General features: G+C 69.0%; 19 protein-coding genes. 16 read left to right on the top strand and 3 right to left on the bottom strand.

Features of this window, described 5'->3' with window-relative positions:
• Positions 1-58: 58 nt before the first annotated feature.
• Positions 59-325, top strand: coding sequence for a YkgJ family cysteine cluster protein (locus tag V8246_RS06205; protein ID WP_187573726.1), 267 nt, complete (start codon positions 59-61; stop codon positions 323-325).
• Positions 326-338: 13 nt separating this feature from the next.
• Here V8246_RS06205 and V8246_RS06200 read toward each other — a convergent pair whose 3' ends face one another.
• Positions 339-716 (bottom strand): VOC family protein, encoded by a 378-nt coding sequence (locus tag V8246_RS06200; protein WP_336188419.1) that lies wholly within the window; start codon positions 714-716, stop codon positions 339-341.
• Between the two features lie 37 nt (positions 717-753).
• Entirely contained in the window at positions 754-1302 is a 549-nt protein-coding gene (locus V8246_RS06195; RefSeq protein WP_162110941.1) for a gamma carbonic anhydrase family protein, read from the bottom strand.
• A gap of 61 nt (positions 1303-1363) precedes the next feature.
• Here V8246_RS06195 and V8246_RS06190 point away from each other — a divergent pair, with 61 nt between their 5' ends.
• From V8246_RS06190 to xth, 3 genes are all read left to right on the top strand, one after another.
• Complete coding sequence (locus V8246_RS06190) at positions 1364-2899, top strand: coniferyl aldehyde dehydrogenase (protein WP_336188418.1); 1536 nt, start codon at positions 1364-1366, stop codon at positions 2897-2899.
• A 187-nt stretch (positions 2900-3086) separates the two neighbouring features.
• Positions 3087-4637 carry an MFS transporter gene (locus tag V8246_RS06185; protein WP_336188417.1) on the top strand — a complete coding sequence of 517 codons (1551 nt, stop codon included), beginning with the start codon at positions 3087-3089 and terminating at the stop codon, positions 4635-4637.
• A gap of 28 nt (positions 4638-4665) precedes the next feature.
• Positions 4666-5436, top strand: coding sequence for an exodeoxyribonuclease III (gene xth / locus V8246_RS06180; RefSeq protein WP_336188416.1), 771 nt, complete (start codon positions 4666-4668; stop codon positions 5434-5436).
• A 113-nt stretch (positions 5437-5549) separates the two neighbouring features.
• Here xth and V8246_RS06175 read toward each other — a convergent pair whose 3' ends face one another.
• Complete coding sequence (locus tag V8246_RS06175; protein WP_185894497.1) at positions 5550-5807, bottom strand: GlsB/YeaQ/YmgE family stress response membrane protein; 258 nt, start codon at positions 5805-5807, stop codon at positions 5550-5552.
• A 177-nt stretch (positions 5808-5984) separates the two neighbouring features.
• On the opposite strand from V8246_RS06175, the gene V8246_RS06170 reads away from it, so the two are divergent.
• The 12 genes from V8246_RS06170 to V8246_RS06115 all read left to right on the top strand — a co-directional run bounded on the left by V8246_RS06170 (position 5985) and on the right by V8246_RS06115 (position 19363).
• Positions 5985-6602, top strand: a complete 618-nt coding sequence (locus V8246_RS06170) for a 4'-phosphopantetheinyl transferase superfamily protein (protein WP_336188415.1) — start codon at positions 5985-5987, stop codon at positions 6600-6602.
• Between the two features lie 7 nt (positions 6603-6609).
• Positions 6610-7266: a 16S rRNA (guanine(527)-N(7))-methyltransferase RsmG gene (gene rsmG / locus V8246_RS06165; protein WP_336188414.1), complete on the top strand. Its 657-nt coding sequence runs from the start codon at positions 6610-6612 to the stop codon at positions 7264-7266.
• A gap of 185 nt (positions 7267-7451) precedes the next feature.
• A complete protein-coding gene (locus V8246_RS06160) occupies positions 7452-8249 on the top strand; it encodes an AAA family ATPase (protein ID WP_185894500.1) in 798 nt (265 codons plus the stop codon).
• Positions 8249-9145, top strand: coding sequence for a ParB/RepB/Spo0J family partition protein (locus tag V8246_RS06155; protein ID WP_336188413.1), 897 nt, complete (start codon positions 8249-8251; stop codon positions 9143-9145). Before V8246_RS06160 ends, V8246_RS06155 begins: the two co-directional genes overlap by 1 nt.
• Before the next feature lie 218 nt (positions 9146-9363).
• The gene (locus tag V8246_RS06150) at positions 9364-11136 is read left to right on the top strand and encodes a DUF885 family protein (protein ID WP_336188412.1); all 1773 of its coding nucleotides are present in this window, start codon (positions 9364-9366) and stop codon (positions 11134-11136) included.
• Positions 11137-11469: 333 nt separating this feature from the next.
• Positions 11470-11706 carry a 50S ribosomal protein L28 gene (rpmB, locus tag V8246_RS06145; RefSeq protein ID WP_055939185.1) on the top strand — a complete coding sequence of 79 codons (237 nt, stop codon included), beginning with the start codon at positions 11470-11472 and terminating at the stop codon, positions 11704-11706.
• Positions 11707-11719: 13 nt separating this feature from the next.
• Entirely contained in the window at positions 11720-11884 is a 165-nt protein-coding gene (rpmG, locus tag V8246_RS06140; RefSeq protein WP_027070918.1) for a 50S ribosomal protein L33, read from the top strand.
• Between the two features lie 306 nt (positions 11885-12190).
• Entirely contained in the window at positions 12191-13600 is a 1410-nt protein-coding gene (gene cls / locus V8246_RS06135; RefSeq protein ID WP_336188411.1) for a cardiolipin synthase, read from the top strand.
• 42 nt (positions 13601-13642) lie between these two features.
• Complete coding sequence (locus V8246_RS06130) at positions 13643-15043, top strand: FAD/NAD(P)-binding protein (protein WP_336188410.1); 1401 nt, start codon at positions 13643-13645, stop codon at positions 15041-15043.
• Between the two features lie 63 nt (positions 15044-15106).
• Positions 15107-18577: a PAS domain-containing hybrid sensor histidine kinase/response regulator gene (locus tag V8246_RS06125; protein ID WP_336188409.1), complete on the top strand. Its 3471-nt coding sequence runs from the start codon at positions 15107-15109 to the stop codon at positions 18575-18577.
• Between the two features lie 195 nt (positions 18578-18772).
• Positions 18773-18994 carry a hypothetical protein gene (locus tag V8246_RS06120; protein ID WP_336188408.1) on the top strand — a complete coding sequence of 74 codons (222 nt, stop codon included), beginning with the start codon at positions 18773-18775 and terminating at the stop codon, positions 18992-18994.
• A 105-nt stretch (positions 18995-19099) separates the two neighbouring features.
• Positions 19100-19363: a hypothetical protein gene (locus V8246_RS06115; protein ID WP_336188407.1), complete on the top strand. Its 264-nt coding sequence runs from the start codon at positions 19100-19102 to the stop codon at positions 19361-19363.
• The last annotated feature ends 180 nt before the right edge of the window (positions 19364-19543 follow it).

Below are 19543 nucleotides of genomic sequence, written 5' to 3'. Positions count from 1 at the left end.
CCGGCGACTTTAGCCGGCCGCGCCAGACTTGCCCAGCCGCACTAGACTGCGCGTCATCGTGGACACCGTCTTTCACTGCCGCACCGGCTGCGGGGCCTGCTGCACCGCCCCCTCGATCACCTCGCCCATCCCCGGCATGCCGCACGGCAAGCCGGCAGGCGTGCCGTGCGTGCAACTGGATGAGGCGCTGCGCTGCCGGTTGTTCGGACGGCCGGAACGACCGGCGTTCTGCGCCACGCTGAAGCCCGGCCCCGACATGTGCGGGGCCAGCCGGCAGGACGCGATGGCGCTGCTGGCCGCGCTTGAACGCGCGACCGCACCCTGACCTCGCGATTCCGTCATTCCACCTGCGTGGAGATCCACCACGTGGTGCCGCCGGCATCGCGGAAACCGCCGCGGCGGTCGCCGTCGCCCTTTTCCTGCGGCGCCTGCACCGGCGTGGCGCCGGCCGCCAGCGCGCGCGACCACGTGGCGTCGACATCCGGCACGTACAGGTGCACATGGCTGGCGACGGGCGGCCAGCCGTCCATGCCGTCGGCCAGCATCAGCACCGTGTCGTCGATGCGGACTTCGGCATGGCCCAGCCGCTCGCCCATCGGATGGATGCGCAGCGGCTTGGCATCGAATACGAGGGTGAGGAAATCGATCGTGCGCTGCGCGCCGTCGACCACCAGGTACGGGGCCACCGAGGTGTAGCCGTCCGGTTTCCAGGCCATGCGGGTCTCCCAGGCGGCGCGGAGCGCGCCACGCCCATCATGCCGCGGGCGATGTTGGCTGCAGGTAACGGTCCTTCAGCTTGACGTAGTGGCCGGCCGAATAATGCAGGCTCTCGATTTCCTTCTCGGTCAGGGCGCGCGCGAAGCGGGCGGGATTGCCCAGCCACAGCTCGGCCTCGCCGACGACCTTGCCCGGGCCCAGCACCGCACCCGCGCCGAGGAAACCGTACTTCTTCACCGTCGCGCCGTCGAGGATGCAGGCGCCCATGCCGATCAGGCACAGGTCCTCGATGGTGCAGGCATGGATGATGGTGCCGTGGCCGATGGTGACGTCCGCGCCGATCAGCGTGGGATAGCCGGCCTTGTTGTACGGGCTGTGATGGCTGACGTGGACGATGGTGCCGTCCTGCACGTTGGTGCGCGCACCCACGCGGATGACGTTGACGTCGCCGCGCAGGATGGTGCCCGGCCAGATCGAGACGTCCTCGGCCAGCTCGACATCGCCGATCACGGTGGCCGCCGGGTCCACGTAGACCCGCGGGCCCAGGACGGGAAAGCGGCCAAGATAGGGGCGCAGGGCGGTCAGAGTGTCGGTCATGCCCGGATTGTAGTGCGCCCGCTCGCAAGGGAAGGCATACACTCGGGCCATGACGACCTTCCCGCACGCCACCACGACCGCCGCGAACGCCGCCATCACCGCCGCCAGCGCGGCGATCTCGGCCGCCTCCACGACAGCGCCGACCGACGCCGCTTCCCCCGCCTCCGCAGCCGGTGGTCCGCTGCGCGACACGCCCGTGTCCGATCTCGCGCCCACCCTGGACCGGCTGCGCCAGGCCTGGCAGGCACGCAAGCCGGACTACGACCAGCGCCGCGACGACCTGCACCGCCTGCGCGATGCATTGAAGCGGCGACTGCCGGAGATGGCCGACACGGTCGCGGCCGACTTCGGCCACCGCTCGCGGCACGAGTCGCTGATCGCCGACGGCATGACGGTGCTCAACGAGATCGACCACCTGGCCTCGCACCTGCGCCGCTGGATGAAGCCGCGCCGCGTGGGCGTGGGCTGGCGCTTCTGGCCGGCGCGCGCGGAAGTGCGGCAGGCGCCGGTCGGCGTGGTCGGCGTGATCTCGCCATGGAACTATCCGGTCAACCTGGCGCTGATCCCGCTGGCCACCGCCATCGCCGCCGGCAACCACGTCTACCTGAAGCCCTCGGAGCACACGCCGCGTACGACTGCGTTCCTGCGCTCGCTGTTGGCCGAAGTGTTTCCGCTGGAACGGGTCGCCGTGGCCGCCGGTGGCGCCGAGGTGGCGGGCGCCTTCGCCGCGTTGTCCTTCGACCATCTGGTGTTCACCGGCTCGACCGCGGTGGGCCGCAAGGTGATGGCCGCGGCCGCGCCGAACCTGACACCGCTGACCCTGGAGCTGGGCGGCAAGTCGCCGGCCATCGTCTGCGACGACTATCCGGTGGAACAGGCCGCCGCGCGGCTGGCCACGGGCAAGTGGTTCAACGGCGGACAGACCTGCATCGCCCCCGACTATGTGCTGCTGGTGGGCCGCAGCCGGCGCGACGCGCTGGTGCAGGCCCTTCGCGAGCAGGTGGCCGCGCGCTACGGCGACCTGTCCGATGCCGGCGACTACACCCGCATCATCAACGACGGCCAGTTCGCGCGGCTGGAAGGCTACCTGGACGACGCCCGCCAGCGCGGACACGAGGTGGTCCCGCTCGCCGCCCACCACGACCGTGCGCAGCGCCTGTTCGCACCGGCGCTGGTGCTGGAGCCGGGCGACGAAGCGAAGGTGATGCAGGACGAGATCTTCGGCCCCATCCTGCCGATCCGCACCGTCGCATCGCTGGACGAGGCCATCGCCTACATCAATGCACACGACCGTCCGCTGGCGCTGTATCCCTTCAGCCACGACCGCAAGCGGGTGGAGAGGATCCTGCACAGCACGCTGGCCGGCGGCATCACCGTCAACGACACGGTGCTGCACTTCGGCATCAATGCCCTGCCATTCGGCGGCATCGGGCCCAGCGGCATGGGCGCCTACCACGGACGGGCCGGCTTCGACGCGATGAGCAAGGCGCTGCCGGTGCTGTGGCAGCCGCGGCGCGCGGGCAGCGACCTGCTGAAGCCGCCGTACTCGAAGGTCGCGCGGTTCATCGACTTCATCATTCGATAAGGCGCGGCGGCATCCCTGAAGGCGGGTCCGCACGACCCTCACACCCCCTCTCTGCGGGAGGGCATGAGGGCGGACCCGTACCGCCATCCCGCGATCCAAGGACAACATCCGTCCGCAACCTCGTCGAGAATCGCTCTTCCCGTTCGTCGGACGGGAAGCAGCCTCCTGACGGACCACCATGTCGAACGTGAACCCGCCCGCCAAAGCCACCCGCCGCGAATGGATCGGGCTGGCCATCATCGCCCTGCCCTGCATGGTCTATGCGATGGACCTGACCGTGCTGAACCTGGCGCTGCCGGCGATCAGCGCCGAACTGGACCCCAGCGCCAGTCAGCTGCTGTGGATCGTCGACGTCTACGGCTTTCTGGTAGCCGGCTTCCTGATCACCATGGGTACGCTGGGCGACCGGATCGGCCGGCGCAAGCTGCTGCTGATCGGCGCGGCGGCATTCGCGGCCGCCTCGGTGATCGCCGCCTTCGCGCGGAGCGCGGAAATGCTGATCGCGATGCGCGCGTTGCTGGGCGTGGCCGGCGCTACGCTGGCACCGTCGACGATGTCGCTGATCCGCAACATGTTCCATGACGAGCACGAGCGCCAGTTCGCGATCGGCGTGTGGATCGCGGCGTTCTCGGTCGGCGGCGCGATCGGCCCGCTCGTCGGCGGCCTGCTGCTGCAATGGTGGTGGTGGGGCGCGGCCTTCCTCGCGGCGGTGCCGGTGATGGTGCTGCTGCTGGTGCTGGGGCCGAAGCTGCTGCCGGAGTACCGCGATCCGGACGCCGGCGCGCTCGATCCGCTCAGCATGGTGCAGTCGCTGTTCTCGGTGCTGGCGGTGGTCTACGGGCTGAAACGCATCGCGGAGTACGGCACCGATGCGCGCGGCGTCGCGGTGCTGCTGGTCGGCCTCGCGCTGGGCGTGCTGTTCGTGCGCCGGCAGAAGCACTTGGCGTATCCGTTCCTGGACGTGACCCTGTTCCGGCGGCCGGCGTTCTCCGCCGCCATCGTCGCCTACGCGCTGGCGGGCCTGTCGATGATGGGCGTGTACATCTTCATGACCCAGTACCTGCAGCTGGTGCTGGGCCTGACGCCGCTGCAGGCCGGCATCGCGACCGTGCCGTGGTCGCTGTGCTTCACCGTCGGATCGCTGCTGGCACCGCGCTTGGCGCGGCACTGGGGCGCGCGCCGGGTGATGGTGCGCGGCCTGCTGCTCGCGGCGGTCGGCTTCGGCATCACGGCGCTGGTGGTGCCGCCGTACGGGTTGTGGATTCTGATCGCCGGCATGCTGGCGATGAGCCTGGGCATGGCGCCGGTGTTCACGGTGGGCAACGAGCTGATCATCACCACCGCACCACCGGAGCGCGCGGGCGCGGCGTCCGCGTTGGCGGAAACCAGCGCCGAACTGAGCGGCGCGCTCGGCATCGCGGTGCTGGGCAGCCTGGGCATGCTGGCCTACCGCTTGTGGCTGGATCCCGCGCTACCGGCGACGCTGGGCGATGCCGACGCGACGCGCGCGCTGTCGACGCTGGGCGGCGCGGTGACCGTGGCCGGCGAGCTCGGCGGCGCGACCGGCGCGCGCGTCGTCGATACCGCGCGCACCGCGTTCACCGATGCCATGCGCGCCATCGCCGTGTTCGGCATGGCGATGATGCTGCTGGCCGCCTGGATGGCGGCGCGGCTGATGCGCGACGGCGAAGGCGCCGCCCACGGCATGGCCGTGGCCGACGACACCCCGGGCGCGTGAGCGGGTGTCCTCGCTTAGAATCGGCGCCATGAAGATCGCCAGCTGGAACGTCAATTCGCTCAACGTGCGCCTGCCGCACCTCACCCAGTGGCTGGGCGCGTTCGCGCCGGACATCGTGGGCCTGCAGGAAACCAAGCTGGAGGACCACCGCTTCCCCGACACCGCGCTGGCGGAGCTGGGCTACCGCAGCGTGTTCGCCGGGCAGAAGACCTACAACGGCGTGGCGCTGCTGGCGCGCGGGCCCATCGGCGACGTGCAGGTGGGCATTCCCGGCTTCGAGGACGAGCAGAAGCGGGTGATCGCCGCGACCGTGGGCGAGGTGCGCATCGTCAACCTGTACGTGGTCAACGGCCAGGACGTGGGCACCGACAAGTACGCCTACAAGTTGCGCTGGCTGGAGGCGGTGCACGACTGGCTGGCCGCCGAACTGCAGGCGCATCCGAAGCTGGTGGTGATGGGCGACTTCAACATCGCGCCGGACGACCGCGACGTGTTCGATCCCAAGGTGTGGAACGACGACCATATCCTCACCTCCACCGCCGAGCGCGCGGCGCTGCAGCGGCTGTGCGCGCTGGGCCTGCACGACGCGTTCCGCCTGCACAGCGACGAAGCCGGCGTCTACAGCTGGTGGGATTACCGGATGGGCGGCCTGCGCCGCAACCTGGGCCTGCGCATCGACCTGACGCTGGTGTCGGACGCATTGCGCGGGCATGCGGTGGCGTCGGGCATCGACCGCGAACCGCGCACCTGGGAGCGCCCCAGCGACCATGCGCCCGCATGGGTACGACTGGGTGGTTGAACCACGCCTGCTGCGCTGGCGCCGAACGAGCAAAGGCCCGGCTTTCGCCGGGCCTTTGCATTGCCACGGGCCTTGGGTGCGTCTCGAACGCGCACGCGGCCGCAGCGGAACCGTTACCTCGCGCGCCCGCGGGTGAACAGGTTGACGATCAGCAGCAGGACCACCGCGCCGATGAAGGCGGTGATCAGGAAGCCGACCCATCCGCCGCCCAGACCCAGGCCCAGTGTCGGCAGCAGCCAGCCACCGAGGAAGCCGCCGATGATGCCGACCACCACATTCAGGATGATGCCCTGCGACCCATCACGCTTCATCACCAGGCTGGCCAGCCAACCGGCGATACCACCCACGATCAGATAGATGAGAAAATTCATTTCGCTGCTTCCTCCCTTGAATGGACAGAACCCCATGCCGCGGGGCGCGCTTGAATCTTCAACGCACGGCGTGAAACCGCCGTTAACTCACGTGGGGGAAGCGTCCTTGCCCGTGCTACATAACGCCATCGCCGCCGCCTTGCACGCCGTGCCGCACCACGCCGGACGCCTGCGCACGTGAACTGGCGCGACGCCCCCGCAGACTGGCGTCATGACGGCATTGCGATGTGGTTGCTGCCGCATGCCCCGCGGCAGCGGGGCGAACCGCAGGCACGCGAATCACTGGCGCATACGCTGGGCCTGGCACCTGAAACGCTGCCCATCACCCGCGACGCGCAGGGGCGGCCGCACTTCATCGCACCGCTGCACCATCTGGAAACGGGCTGGAGCCACAGTGGCGAGGCACTGCTGCTGGCGCTGGGCGAAGACATCGAGCTGGGCGTCGATATCGAGCGCCTGCGTCCGCGTCCACGTGCGATGGATCTGGCGGAGCGCTTCTACCATCCCGAGGAGAACGCCTGGCTGCGCGGCTTCGACGACGACTGTGCACGCCTGCTCGCCTTCGTCCGCCTGTGGTGCATCAAGGAAGCGGTGCTGAAGGCCCACGGCCAGGGCATCTCGTTCGGCCTGCATCGTTTCCACGTCGTCCTGGACGACGGAACCCCGCGCCTGGCCACGTGCGATCCCGGCCTGGGACGCCCCGACGACTGGCGACTGCACGAATGGGCGCCACGACCGGGCTATCGCGCCGCGCTGGCCTGGCACCCGCGGGGGCGGCGCGAAGGCCTGCGATAATGCGGCGATGAACGACACCGCATTTCCCGCCGACCTGCGCGAGACCCTGCATCGCGGACTGCTTGCGCTCGGCCTGGACGCCGACGCGCTGGCGCCGCGCCTGCTGGCCTACCTGGCCCTGCTCGACCGCTGGAACAAGACCTACAACCTCACCGCGATCCGCGACCCGCGCGAGATGGTCACCCGCCACCTGCTGGACTCGCTGGCGATGCATCCGTTCGTCGACGACCTCGCCGCGCGCGGCGGCGCCCTGGCCGACCTCGGTACCGGTCCGGGCCTGCCCGGCATTCCGCTGGCCATCGCCAAGCCTAGCCTGCGCGTCACCCTGGTCGAGAGCAACGGCAAGAAAGCGCGCTTCCTGCGCGAAGCGGTGCGCACGCTCACGCTGGACAACGCCCGCGTGGCCGAGTCGCGTGCCGAGGCGCTGGACGAACCGCAGGCCTACGACGCGCTGACCGCGCGCGCGCTGGACGTGCTGGCCGGGATCATCGAGGTCGGCGGCCACCTGCTGAAACCCGGCGGCACGCTGCTGGCGATGAAGGGCGTGCGACCTGATGAGGAGATCGCCGCCCTGCCCGCCGGCTGGTCGGTAGCCACCATCCAACCGCTGACCGTGCCCGGCCTGGTCGGCGAGCGCCACATGGTCGTCGTCCGCCGCGACTGAACCGCGCACCCCGTCGGGCGCGCGGTGTAACTCCTTGATATGACTGACCGCGACAGCACTCCGCCGCCCATGCGCGTGCGCGGATGACCGGATATGCCCCTGTTGTCCGTCGGGACGATTTCGCACGCCCGCTCCAGAGCCCGCATAATCCCCCATCCACCCCGTAACCGATAAGGCGCCCTCGCATGGCCCGCATCATTGCCATTGCCAACCAGAAAGGCGGAGTCGGCAAGACCACCACCGCGGTGAACCTGGCGGCTGCGCTGGCGCGGGCGCCGCAGCGGGTGCTGCTGGTCGACCTGGATGCGCAGGGCAACGCGACGATGGGCAGCGGCGTGGACAAGCGCGAGGTCGAGGCCTCGACCTGCGACGTGCTGCTGGGCGAAGTGGAGGCCAGGGCCGCGGTGGTGACCACCGCCGAGGGCTTCGACCTGATGCCGGGCAACATCGACCTGACCGCGGCGGAGATCCAGCTGATGGAATCCGACGGCCGCGAGCAGCGCCTGAAGACCGCGCTGGAAAGCCTGCGCGGCGACTACGACTTCATCATCATCGACTGCCCGCCGGCGCTGTCGCTGCTGACGCTCAATGCGCTGACCGCCGCCGATTCGGTGCTGGTGCCGATGCAGTGCGAGTACTACGCCCTGGAAGGCCTGTCCGCGCTGATGGAAACCATCGAGGCGCTGCGCGCGCGCCTGAATCCCGGCCTGGAGATCGAAGGCGTGCTGCGCACCATGTTCGACATCCGCAACAACCTGGCCAACGCCGTGTCCGGCGAACTGACCACGCATTTCGGCGACAAGGTGTTCCGCACCATCGTGCCGCGCAACGTGCGCGTGGCCGAAGCGCCCAGCCATGGCCAGAGCATCGTCGGCTACGACCGCGCCTCGCGCGGCGGCGTGGCCTACCTGGGCCTGGCCGGCGAGATCCTGCGCCGCGCCGCCGACCGCAAGAAGCAACAGCAGCACATGGAGCACGCGTGATGAGCGCCCCGAAGAAGCGCGGCCTGGGTCGCGGACTGGAAGCCCTGCTCGGCCCGAAGGCCGCCGAGACGCCGCCGCCGGAAGCCCAGCCGGGCGAGGCGCTGCGCACCCTGCCCGTGCAGCAGCTGCAGCCGGGCAAGTACCAGCCGCGCATGCAGATGGATGCCTCCAAGCTCACCGAGTTGGCGGAATCGATCAAGGCGCAGGGCGTGATCCAGCCGATCGTCGTGCGCGAGCTGTCGCCCGGCAAGTTCGAGATCGTCGCCGGCGAGCGTCGCTGGCGCGCCTCGCAGGAAGCCGGCCTGGCCGAAGTGCCGGTGGTCGTGCGCGACCTGGACGACCGCACCGTCATCGCGATGGCGCTGATCGAGAACATCCAGCGCGAGGACCTCAACCCGCTGGAAGAGGCGCAGTCGCTGCAGCGCCTGATCAACGAATTCTCGCTGACCCACGCCGAAGCGGCCGAAGCAGTGGGCCGTTCGCGTGCCGCCGTCTCCAACCTGCTGCGCCTGCTGGAACTGCCGCCGGCGATCCGCGCGCTGCTGGAAGCGCGCCGCCTGGAAATGGGCCACGCCCGCGCCTTGCTGACGCTGTCGCCGGACCTGGCCAGCAAGCTGGCCTCCGACGCCGCCGAGCAGGGCTGGTCGGTGCGCGAGGTCGAACACCGCGCGCAGCAGTTCGCCGCCGGCAAGGTGCCGGTCAACGGCAAGAAGGCCAAGCCCGCCAAGGCCGCGCCGCAGCCGGACATCGCCTCGCTGGAAACCGAGCTGTCCGAAAGCCTGGGCACGCGCGTGACCATCGCCCACGGCCGTGGCGGCAAAGGCAAGCTGATCATCCAGTACACCGACCTGGACACGCTGGATGGGGTGCTGGAGCGGCTGCGCCCGAAGGGCTGAGGCCGGATCCCTGTAGGAGCGACGTCAGTCGCGACCGCACGTCTTCCGTTCCCGCATGCCCGAACGGACCTTGCGGCAAGAGCGCGGCATGTCCTCCTGCATCGCCGCGATCGATCAGGCCATCCCGGACGCCAGGCCCCACGGTCGCGACTGACGTCGCTCCTACAGAAAGCGCGGGCCGCATCCCTGCATTACCATCCGGTTTCCGCTTCCACCGGATGCCTGCCTTGAACCTCCGCATCGCCGCCCTCCTGTTGGCCTGCGCCCCGCTGCACGCGCTCGCCGCCGCGCCGTCCGACGCCGACAAGCGCTTCCAGGCGATCTACGAGAAGGAATGGACCTGGCGGCAGGAGCAGACCGGCCAGGCCGACGAGGACACCGACACCAGCGGCGACAACACCCGCCTGCCCGACGTGGGCGCCCCGGCGCAGCAGGCGCGCCTGAAGGTCTGGGAGCAGGTGCTGAGGGACCTGGGCACGATCGACCCGGCCCAGCTTTCGGCTGAAAACCGCATCAACCTGGCCATCTACCGCCCGCAGGTGGAGAACCTGGCGGCGGAAGTGCGCCTGCGCGCGTACGAGATGCCGTTCAATTCCGATTCCTCGTTCTGGTCGAACCTGTCGTTCATGGCGCGCCGGCAGATGAAGACGGCCGACGACTACCGCGCCTATGCCGCCCGCCTGCGCGACGTACCGCGCCACTTCGACCAGCACATCGCCAACATGCGTGCCGGCCTGGCGCGCGGCTTCAGCGTGCCGCGCGCGGTGCTGGACGGCCGCGACGTGTCGATCGCCGCGGTGGCGGAGCTGAAGGATCCGGAGCAGTCCGCCTTCTATGCGCCTTACAGGAAGATGCCCGCCAGCATTCCCGCGGCGGAGCAGGAAGCGCTGCGGAAGGAGGCGCGCGCGGCGATCAGGGAGCACGTCGTACCCGCGTTCGGCACGCTGCTGACGTTCTTCCGCACCGAATACGTGCCGAAGGCCCGCACCACGCTCGCGGCCGAAGCGATGCCGGGCGGCAAGGACTTCTACGCCCAGCAGATCCGCGAATACACCACGCTGGACCTCAGCGCCGAGCAGATCCACCAGATCGGCCTGGAAGAAGTCGCGCGCATCCGGGCCGAGATGCAGGAGGTGATCAAGCAGACCGGCTTCAAGGGAACGTTCGCCGAGTTCCTGACCTTCCTTCGCACCGATCCGCAGTTCTACGCCAAGACGCCGCAGCAACTGCTCGACCGCGCGGCGTGGATTTCCAAGCGCGTGGACGGCGAGGTCGGCAAGTTCATCGGTACGCTGCCGCGCGGGCGCTTCACCATCGTCGAGGTGCCAGCCGATATCGCGCCGTTCTGGACGGCCGGCCGCGGCGGACTGGGCACGTACTGGCTGAACACCTACGACCTGCCCTCGCGCCCGCTGTACAACCTGCCGGCGCTGACGCTGCACGAATCCTCGCCCGGCCACTCGCTGCAGGCCGCGCTGGCGCAGGAACAGGGCGAACAGCCGGCCTTCCGCCGCGACAACTACATCTCCGCCTATGGCGAAGGCTGGGCGCTGTACACCGAGAAGCTGGGCAAGGAGATGGGCATCTACGAGACGCCCTACGAGGATTTCGGCCGCCTGACCTACGAGATGTGGCGCGCCGCGCGCCTGGTCATCGACACCGGCGTGCACCACAAGGGCTGGAGCCGCGACCAGGCCCTGGCCTACCTGCGCGACCACACCGCACTGTCCGAGCACGAGGTGACCACCGAAGTGGACCGCTACATCTCCTGGCCGGGGCAGGCGCTGAGCTACAAGCTGGGCGAGATCGCCATCGTCCGCCTGCGGGCCGAGGCCGAGCGCGAACTGGGTCCGACGTTCGACATCAAGGCTTTCCACGACGCCGTGCTGAAGCAGGGCTCGGTGACGCTGCCGGTGCTGGAAAGCCAGATCCGCGCCTTCATCGCCGCCAGCAAGGCCGGCCCGGCCAAGGCGGCCGCGGCCGCGCCGTGATCCCATAGGGTGGGCCCCGGCCCGCCGCGCCCGTCCGGCCTTCCAGCCCCCGAGACGCCGGCATGTCGGGCCGAGGCCCGACCTACGCTGGGCAGGCGGGCTTCGGCCCACCGTGCCACCCGCCCTAAGTGCTTGCGGCACAAGGGAAACGCCGGCATAATGCGCGGCTCGCTGTGTCCGGCCTGGCCGGATCTGCGGCCGGAAGCGCGATTCCGGCTTGGGTCAGCAGCGGTTTTCCTGCCGTATCGCGTGGTGTCCGACCTGCCCTGCAGGCCGTCCATCGGGCCGCCGTCCCCCAGGCTATGGGCGACACAATTACTTATCGAGGTGCGTATGTCCCGCGTATGCCAAGTGACCGGCAAGCGTGTGATGACGGGTAACAACGTCAGCCACGCCAACAACAAGACCCGTCGTCGTTTCCTGCCCAACCTGCACGAGCGCCGCTTCTGGGTCGCCAGCGAGAACCGCTGGGTCAAGCTGAAAGTGTCCGCGCACGCGCTGCGCACCATCGACAAGAACGGCATCGACTCCGTTCTGGCCGAGCTGCGTGCGCGCGGCGAGAAGATCTGAGGAGTAATCGAACATGGCATCCAAGCGCGACAAGATCCGTCTGATCTCCTCGGCCAACACCGGCCACTTCTACACGACGGACAAGAACAAGAAGAACACCCCGGGCAAGATGGAAATCAAGAAGTACGACCCGGTCGTGCGCAAGCACGTGATCTACAAGGAAGGCAAGATCAAGTGACGCAACGGCGCATTCGCGTACGCGCGAATGCCTGTGCCGTTGCGTCATCCCGGCGGCTTTCAACAGCCGAAAGGCTGGTCAAGCCGGGATCCAGCGCCTCCCAGGAAACCCCGCTCCGGCGGGGTTTCCTGTTTTCCGGAACTGGTTAACTCAGAAGCTGCCCCTCCTCCGCCCCCGTATCGAGTGCGGGGCAGGCTCTTCGGGCACCTTCTCCCCGCAAGCAGGGAGGAGGATTCGGTGGCGGGTTTTCATTTGCCCGCCCGCCTGCGCAGAATCAGGGCACCCCTCCCCGGACACCCGCACCGCATGGACTGGTCCCTCGGCACCGCGCTGCTGATCGTCGACTGGCTGATCCGGCTGGCGGCGCTGTGGTGGATCCCCAGCCGCACCACCCCGGCCGCGGCGCGCAGCTGGCTGCTGCTGGTGGGCTTCGTGCCGCTGCTCGGCTTGCCGCTGTACCTGTTGCTGGGGCATCCCTGGCTTTCGCGTGAGCGTGTCGCGCGGCAGGCGCGCGCTTCCGATGTGATCCGCGAGGAACAGCGCCCGCTCAGCGCCCTGCGCTGGACGCCGCGCGACGGCGCCGCGGCCGAGATGGCGCCGCTGATCGAACGCCAGGGCGCCTTCATGCCCACGCATGGCAATGCGGTGACGCTGCTGGATGACTACGACACGTCGCTGCGTGCGCTGCTGGACGACATCGGCGCGGCCACCCGGCAGGTGCACCTGCTGTACTACCTGATGTTCGACGACCCGGTGGGCGACGCCGTCACGTCCGCGCTGTGCGCGGCCGCCGCGCGCGGCGTCACCTGCCGCGTGCTGCTGGATGCCGTGGGCGCCAAGCGCGGGCTGCGCGCATACCGCGCCCGCCTGCGCGCAGCCGGCGTGGAGGTGCACGACATGCTGCCGGGCGGCCTGCGCTGGCGGCGCAGTGGCCGGATGGACCTGCGCAACCACCGCAAGGTCGCGGTGATCGACAACCGCATTGGCTACGTGGGGTCGCAGAACCTGGCGGAAGCCACGTTCGTGGCGGGCCATCCGAATCGCGAGCTCGTCGCGCGCGTACAGGGGCCGGTGGTCTCGCACCTGGAAGGCGTGTTCGCCAGCGACTGGTACATCGAGACCGGGGAACGGCTGGACGTGCGTCCCGACCTGTCCGTGCAGCCGCAGGACGTGGCCACGCAGCTGCTGCCCAGCGGACCCGCCTACCCCTTCGAGAACGCGCGCGACACCGTCAACGCGCTGATCCATCTGGCGCGCCACAAGGTGGTGCTGACCACGCCCTACTTCGTGCCCGACGACGCCACGCTCAGCGCACTGCGCATCGCGGCGCTGTCGGGCGTGGACGTGCAGCTGGTGCTGTCGGCCACCAACAACCAGACGCTCACCGCGTGGGCGCAGCAGTCGTACTACGCCGAGCTACTGGCCTGCGGGGTGAAGATCGCGCTGTACCGGCCGCACTTCCTGCATGCCAAGCACCTGACGGTGGACGACGGCATCGCTCTGGTCGGCTCGATCAACCTGGACATCCGCTCGTTCGCGCTGAATGCCGAGATCGGACTGGTCTGCTACGACGCCGGCGTGGTGGCGCGCATCCGCGCGATCGAAGCCGACTATCTGGCGCATGCGGATGTCGTGCAGGCCGACGCCTGGCAGCGACGGCCCGGGTGGCAACGCAGCCGCGAGGGCATCGCACGGCTCGCCGATTCGCTGATGTAGCCCGGCCCCGGGTCGATCCAGCGCATTCGCTACAATGCGCGCATGAGCCAAGACACCCCGACCGCCCCGCTGCCGCCCTGCGACTTGGCGATCATCGGCGGCGGCGCCGGGGGCGTGCTGGTGGCGCTGCAGGCGTTGCGCCAGGCCACGGCGCCGCTGCGCATCGTGATGATCGAGCCACGCAGCGTGCTGGCGCAGGGCGTGGCCTATGCGACGACGCATGGCGAACACCTGCTCAACGTGCCGGCGGCCCGCATGAGCGCGTTCGACGACCGTCCCGAGGACTTCCTGGACTACGTGGTCGCCACCACGCCGCCGGGCGGTCCGGAGCGCGCGTCGCTGGCGCACACCTTCATCGAACGCCGTCGCTATGGCGAGTACCTGCGCACACGCCTGGCCGAGGCCATCGCCGCGAGTCCGGCGCACCTGCAGGTCGTCCACGACCGCGTCGCCGAACTCGAGCCGCGGTCCGACGGCGCGACGCTGCGCCTTGCCCGGCATGGCGACCTGCAGGCCGCCGGCGTGGTGCTCGCGGTAGGCAACACGCCCAAGCCGCTGCCCGCGCGCGGCGCGCCGCAGCTGCCGGAAGGACGCTCGCTGGCGGCGTGGGACTTCGACGCCGTCAAGGCGATCCCGCGGGATGCCGAGCTGTGCATCGTCGGCTCGGGCCTGAGCATGGTCGATACGGTGCTCAGCCTGGCCGAAAACCGCCATGTGGGTACGATCCATGTACTGTCACGGCACGCGCTGCTGCCGCTGCCGCATTGCCATGGCCCGGCCGCCACCTTCGATCCCGTCCCGCTGCAGGCGATGGACCTGCGCGCCCGCATGCGCTTCCTGCGTACCGCGGCGAAAGAGGCCATGGCCGACGGCCTGCCGTGGCAGTCGGTGATGGAGCGCATCCGCCCCCACGTGCAGGCACTGTGGCAGTCGCTGCCGCTGCCCGAGCAGCGGCGGTTCCTGCGCCACGTGGTGCGCCAGTGGGATGTGCACCGCCATCGCATCGCGCCCGAGGTCCACGCCCGCCTGCAGTCGCTCGTCGAACGCGGCCAGCTGCGCCTGCATCGCGGCCGCCTGGACACGGTGATGGCCGAGGGGTCTCGCCTGCGCGTCAGCACGCATGCACGCGACGGGCGCATCGACGAGTTCGATGTCGATTACGTGGTCAACGCCACCGGCGTGGAAATGCGTGCGCAGACCATGCGCAATCCGCTGCTGCACGACCTGCTGGGCAAGGGCCATGCGCAGGCTGGGCCGCATGGGATCGGCCTGAAGGCGGCGCGCGACGGCCGCATGGTCGATGCGCAGGGACGGTCGCAGCCCCGCGTGTTCATCCTGGGCAGCCTGCGCATCGGCTGTGTGTGGGAGAGCATCGCCATCCCGGAACTGCGCAGCCAGGCCGACACCGCCGTGCGCGGCCTGCTGGCCCCGCCCGCCGCCTGACCGCACGCCGCCGGACCGCCCGCACAGTACACTCGGCGACGGGTTGAGCGCCGGGAGAGGGCGTTGGTTTCCAGCTGGATCCTGCTGTTGGTGTCCATCGGCTATGCGGCGCTGCTGTTCGGCGTGGCGTGGTGGGGCGACCGCCGCCCGATGTACCCCGACCGCCCGTGGCTGCGCCCGGTGGTCTACAGCCTGGCGCTGGCGGTGTACTGCTCATCGTGGACGTTCTATGGCGCGGTCGGCAGCGCGGTACGCAACGGTCTGGGCTACCTGCCGATCTACCTGGGGCCGCTGCTGTTGCTGCTGTTCGGCTGGCGCATCATCGAACGGCTGGCGCTGATCGCGCGCAGCGAGAACACCGTTTCCATCGCCGACTTCATCTCCTCGCGCTACGGCCGCTCGCGCCGGCTGGCCGCCCTGGTCACGGTGATCGCCCTGATCGGCGTGGTGCCCTACCTGGCGCTGCAGTACAAGGCGGTGGCGATGAGCCTGAGCGTGCTCAGCGGCGACGGCGGCGACAGTGCGCACGGCTTCTTCAGCGACCCGGCGCTGTACGTTGCGCTGCTGATGGCGCTGTTCGCCGCACTGTTCGGCACCCGCCAGGTGGACGCCACCGAGCACCACCACGGCATGATGCTGGCGATCTCGCTGGAATCGGTGGTCAAGCTGGTGGCGATGATCGCGGTGGGCGTGTTCGCCTACCTGTGGCTGGGCGACAATGCCTTCCGCGTCACCAACTCCGCGCGCACGCTGTTCGAGAATGCGCCACCGGTGGGCTTCATCGCGCAGACGTTGCTGGGCTTCCTGGCCCTGGTATGCCTGCCGCGCCAGTTCCATGTGGCGGTCGTGGAGTGCAGCGACGTGGGCGACATCCGCAAGGCGCGCTGGCTGTTCGGTGGCTACCTGGTGCTGTTCTCGCTGATGGTGGTGCCCATCGCGGCGGCGGGCGCGTCGCTGTTCGGCGGCACCAGCGTAGCGGACGACAGCTACGTGCTGGCGCTGCCGTTGGCCGAAGGGCGCACCGCACTGGCGATCGTCGCCTACGTGGGCGGCTTTTCGGCGGCGACCGGCATGGTGATCGTGGCCAGCATCGCGCTGGCGACGATGGTCAGCAACGACCTGATCATGCCGGTGCTGCTGCGACGCGGCTGGGCCGAGCACCACGCCGAGGCTGACGTCGCCTCGCGCGTGCTGTGGATCCGCCGCGTAGCGATCCTGTTGCTGGCCCTGACCGCCTATTCCTACTACCGCAGCAGCAGCAACGACAGCACGCTGGCCTCGTACGGGTTGATCGCGTTCGCGGCGGTGGCGCAGTTCGCGCCGGGCCTGATCGGCGGCCTGTACTGGCGCGGCGCCAGCCGGCGCGGCGTGGAGGCCGGCATGGTGCTGGGCTTCGCGACGTGGATCTACACCCTGCTGCTGCCGACGATGACGCAGGCCGGCTGGTTCGGCATGGCGTGGCTGCACGACGGCCCCTTCGGCATCCACTGGCTGCGCCCGCAACAGCTGTTCGGCCTGAGCGGCTGGGACACGCTGACCCACGGCACGTTCTGGTCGCTGCTGGTCAACACCGGCACGATGATGATCGTCTCCGCACGCTCGCGCCCCGGCGTGGACGAGCGGCTGCGCGCCGCGCCCTTTCTCGACCCGTATGCGCAGCGCCCCGCGCTGGTGGCCGGCGAATGGCCCGGCAGCGTGCGCGTGGGCGACCTGCGCACCCTGGCCGAACGCGTGGTCGGCGAACGGCATGCGCGCCGCGCCTTCGCCGAGCAGGCGCAATTGCTGGAACGCGAGCTGCAGCCCAACGCGCCCGCCGACCGCGCCTGGGTGCAGTTCACCGAGCGCCTGCTGGCCGCCGCCATCGGCGCCGCCTCCGCCCGCATCGTGCTGACCAGCGTGCTGCGCGGCTCGGGCATGGAACTGGGCGAAGTGGTGGCCGTGCTGGACCAGGCGGGGCAGGAACTGCGCTTCAACCGCGAGATCCTGTCCACCACGCTGGAGAACATCAGCGCCGGCGTCAGCGTGGTGGACCCGGACATGCGGCTGGTGGCCTGGAACCGGCGTTACCAGCAGATGTTCGGATATCCGGACGGCATGCTGTACGTGGGACGCCCGGTTGCGGACCTGATCCGCTACAACGCCGAGCGCGGCGAACTGGGCGAAGGCGACGTGGATGCGCAGATCGACAAGCGCATCCGCTACATGCGCGCGGGCTCCCCGCACATCTTCGAACGCGTGCGCGCGGACGGACAGGTGATCGAGATGCGCGGCCAGCCGCTGCCCGGCGGCGGCTACGTGACCAGCTACAACGACATCACCGACTTCAAGCGCGCCGAAGCGCTGCTGCTGGAAACCAACGAGACGCTGGAACAGCGCGTGGCCGAACGCAGCGAGGCGGCCGAACACGCGCAGCAGTCGCGCACGCGCTTTCTCGCCGCGATCAGCCATGACGTGCTGCAGCCGCTGAATGCGGCGCGCCTGTTCGTCAGCGCACTGCGGGACAGTGAACAGGGCGACGATGCGCAGGCGCAGGAACGCAAGCACCTGAGCGAACGCGTCGATGCGTCGCTGCGGGCGGCCGAGGAACTGCTCGACGGCCTGCTGGACGTGTCGCGCCTGGATGCCGGCGGCCTGCATGCGCAGATCAGCGACTTCGACGTGGGCGAACTGCTGCGCGAACTGGCCGCGCAGTACGCGCCCGTCGCCGCCGGCCGCGGCCTGCAGCTTCGCGTGCACGCACGCGCCGTGCCGGTGCGCAGCGACCGCCGCCTGCTGCGCCGGGTACTGCAGAACTTCCTGGCCAACGCGCTGCGCTACACGCGGGAGGGCCGCATCGTGATCGGCATGCGGGTCCGCGGCGAGCATATCGCGCTGCAGGTCTGGGACACCGGACCCGGCATCCCCGAAAACCACATGCGGCAGATCTACGACGAGTTCCACCGCTACCAGCAGCCCTTCGACTGGGGCGAGCGTGGACTGGGGCTGGGGCTGTCGATCTGCCAGCGCATCTCCCGCCTGCTTCAGCACGAGCTGGATGCCCGCAGTCGGGTGGATCACGGCAGCATGTTCTCCATCGTGGTGCCGCGCGGAAGCCCGCTGGGCGAACGACGCGCGTCGACGCGACGCGGCACCCTGGCCAGCGATTCCCTGGCCGGCCTGCGCGTGCTGTGCGTGGACAACGACCGCGAAATCATCGACGGCATGCAGGCGCTGCTCGGCCGCTGGCAGGTGGACGTGATCACCGCCACCACCGTGGACGAGGCCTTGCGGAAGATCGCCGAGGGGCCCTCCGTGATGCTGGTGGACTACCACCTGCACGACCGACTGGATGGCTTGGCCACGCTGGACGCGCTGCGCGCCGCCAGCCCCGGCCCCATCGCCGGCGCGCTGCTCACCGCCGACGGTCGCGACGAACTGAAGCGCGAAGCCCGCGAACGCGGCTACCGCCTGCTCACCAAGCCCGTGAAGCCGGCCTCGCTACGCGCCTTCCTCGCCGCCCACCACGTCCCCCTCCAACTCCCCGCCCTCGACTGAAGCCTGATATCACCCCCACATGGGGTGATAAACCAATAACAGGTCGCTTTACTCTGATAGATCGGCTCCCGAACTCTCACCACGCAGGAGACGCCGACTCAGTTCATTGATTTACAAAGGAAACGGCATTGACGCACCTCCGCCAACGGCTGAATACTCGGCGCTAGGCTTTACACCAACCCAAAGGGGGACCTCGTGGCAACAAAGAAAACTGCAGCAAAGCGTGTCAACTCGTTCGCACCCAAGAAGTTCGAGGAGCACACCATCGTGGACGCCGACGGAAAGATCGTCGGGCACGTCCGCGTAAAGCCAAGCACCATCCTGTGGTCCCCCAAGAATGGAAAGGACTGGTACGGAGTGTCTTTGAAAGATTTTGGGGACTACGCCGTCAAAAACGGCAAGAAGCAGTCCAAGTAAAGCCTAACAATTCATTCAAGCCGAACCCGCTTCGCGGGTCGGCTTAATTCAGGCGTTGGGCGGCACAAGGGAAGTATTTCGCAGTCCACCACATGGGAGAACAGCATGACCAAGCTTTCCACACGTAAGAGCCAGATCGAAGCCTTCGAGGGATTCGCCATCCAGATCTTCGATGGTCATGGCAATGTCGCAAATCTAGACACACAAGGTCTTCCTGGCTACGGCTACAAGAAAAAGGCGCCGGGAACAATGACGGTCATCGGCTGGAAGAACCGGTTCCACCAAAGCTATCCGGGATATACCTGTGACGTACTTCATAAAGATGGCTCGGTCGCGCATGGCAACACGCAACTCAACAAGGTTCGCTAGCGCCGCCTAACAGTTCATTCATGCCGCACCCGCTTCGCGGGCCGGCTTAGTTCAGGTGTTAACGCTAAGGAGAGCTCACATGGGGACGAGCGCAGTCAGTTCAAGCAAGCTGCGGCACCTACTTCTGCCCTTGGGTCTGGCAGTCTTCGCGTGCATGAGTGTCGGAAAGTTCCCAGGCGC

The sequence above is a fragment of the Pseudoxanthomonas sp. F11 genome (assembly GCF_037046485.1).
Classification (GTDB): Bacteria; Pseudomonadota; Gammaproteobacteria; order Xanthomonadales; family Xanthomonadaceae; genus Pseudoxanthomonas_A.
This window is presented reverse-complemented; position numbering and strand designations above follow the sequence as displayed.

What these genes read in the sequence shown, in the direction of transcription:
- xth (WP_336188416.1), top strand. Translation starts at nt 4,666, where the DNA reads ATGAAGATCGCCAGCTGGAACGTCAATTCGCTCAACGTGCGCCTGCCG.
- V8246_RS06130 (WP_336188410.1), top strand. Translation starts at nt 13,643, where the DNA reads ATGAGCCAAGACACCCCGACCGCCCCGCTGCCGCCCTGCGACTTGGCG.
- rpmG (WP_027070918.1), top strand. Translation starts at nt 11,720, where the DNA reads ATGGCATCCAAGCGCGACAAGATCCGTCTGATCTCCTCGGCCAACACC.
- V8246_RS06200 (WP_336188419.1), bottom strand. Translation starts at nt 716, where the DNA reads ATGGCCTGGAAACCGGACGGCTACACCTCGGTGGCCCCGTACCTGGTG.
- rpmB (WP_055939185.1), top strand. Translation starts at nt 11,470, where the DNA reads ATGTCCCGCGTATGCCAAGTGACCGGCAAGCGTGTGATGACGGGTAAC.
- V8246_RS06115 (WP_336188407.1), top strand. Translation starts at nt 19,100, where the DNA reads ATGACCAAGCTTTCCACACGTAAGAGCCAGATCGAAGCCTTCGAGGGA.
- rsmG (WP_336188414.1), top strand. Translation starts at nt 6,610, where the DNA reads ATGAACGACACCGCATTTCCCGCCGACCTGCGCGAGACCCTGCATCGC.
- V8246_RS06155 (WP_336188413.1), top strand. Translation starts at nt 8,249, where the DNA reads ATGAGCGCCCCGAAGAAGCGCGGCCTGGGTCGCGGACTGGAAGCCCTG.
- V8246_RS06190 (WP_336188418.1), top strand. Translation starts at nt 1,364, where the DNA reads ATGACGACCTTCCCGCACGCCACCACGACCGCCGCGAACGCCGCCATC.
- V8246_RS06160 (WP_185894500.1), top strand. Translation starts at nt 7,452, where the DNA reads ATGGCCCGCATCATTGCCATTGCCAACCAGAAAGGCGGAGTCGGCAAG.
- cls (WP_336188411.1), top strand. Translation starts at nt 12,191, where the DNA reads ATGGACTGGTCCCTCGGCACCGCGCTGCTGATCGTCGACTGGCTGATC.
- V8246_RS06150 (WP_336188412.1), top strand. Translation starts at nt 9,364, where the DNA reads ATGCCTGCCTTGAACCTCCGCATCGCCGCCCTCCTGTTGGCCTGCGCC.
- V8246_RS06175 (WP_185894497.1), bottom strand. Translation starts at nt 5,807, where the DNA reads ATGAATTTTCTCATCTATCTGATCGTGGGTGGTATCGCCGGTTGGCTG.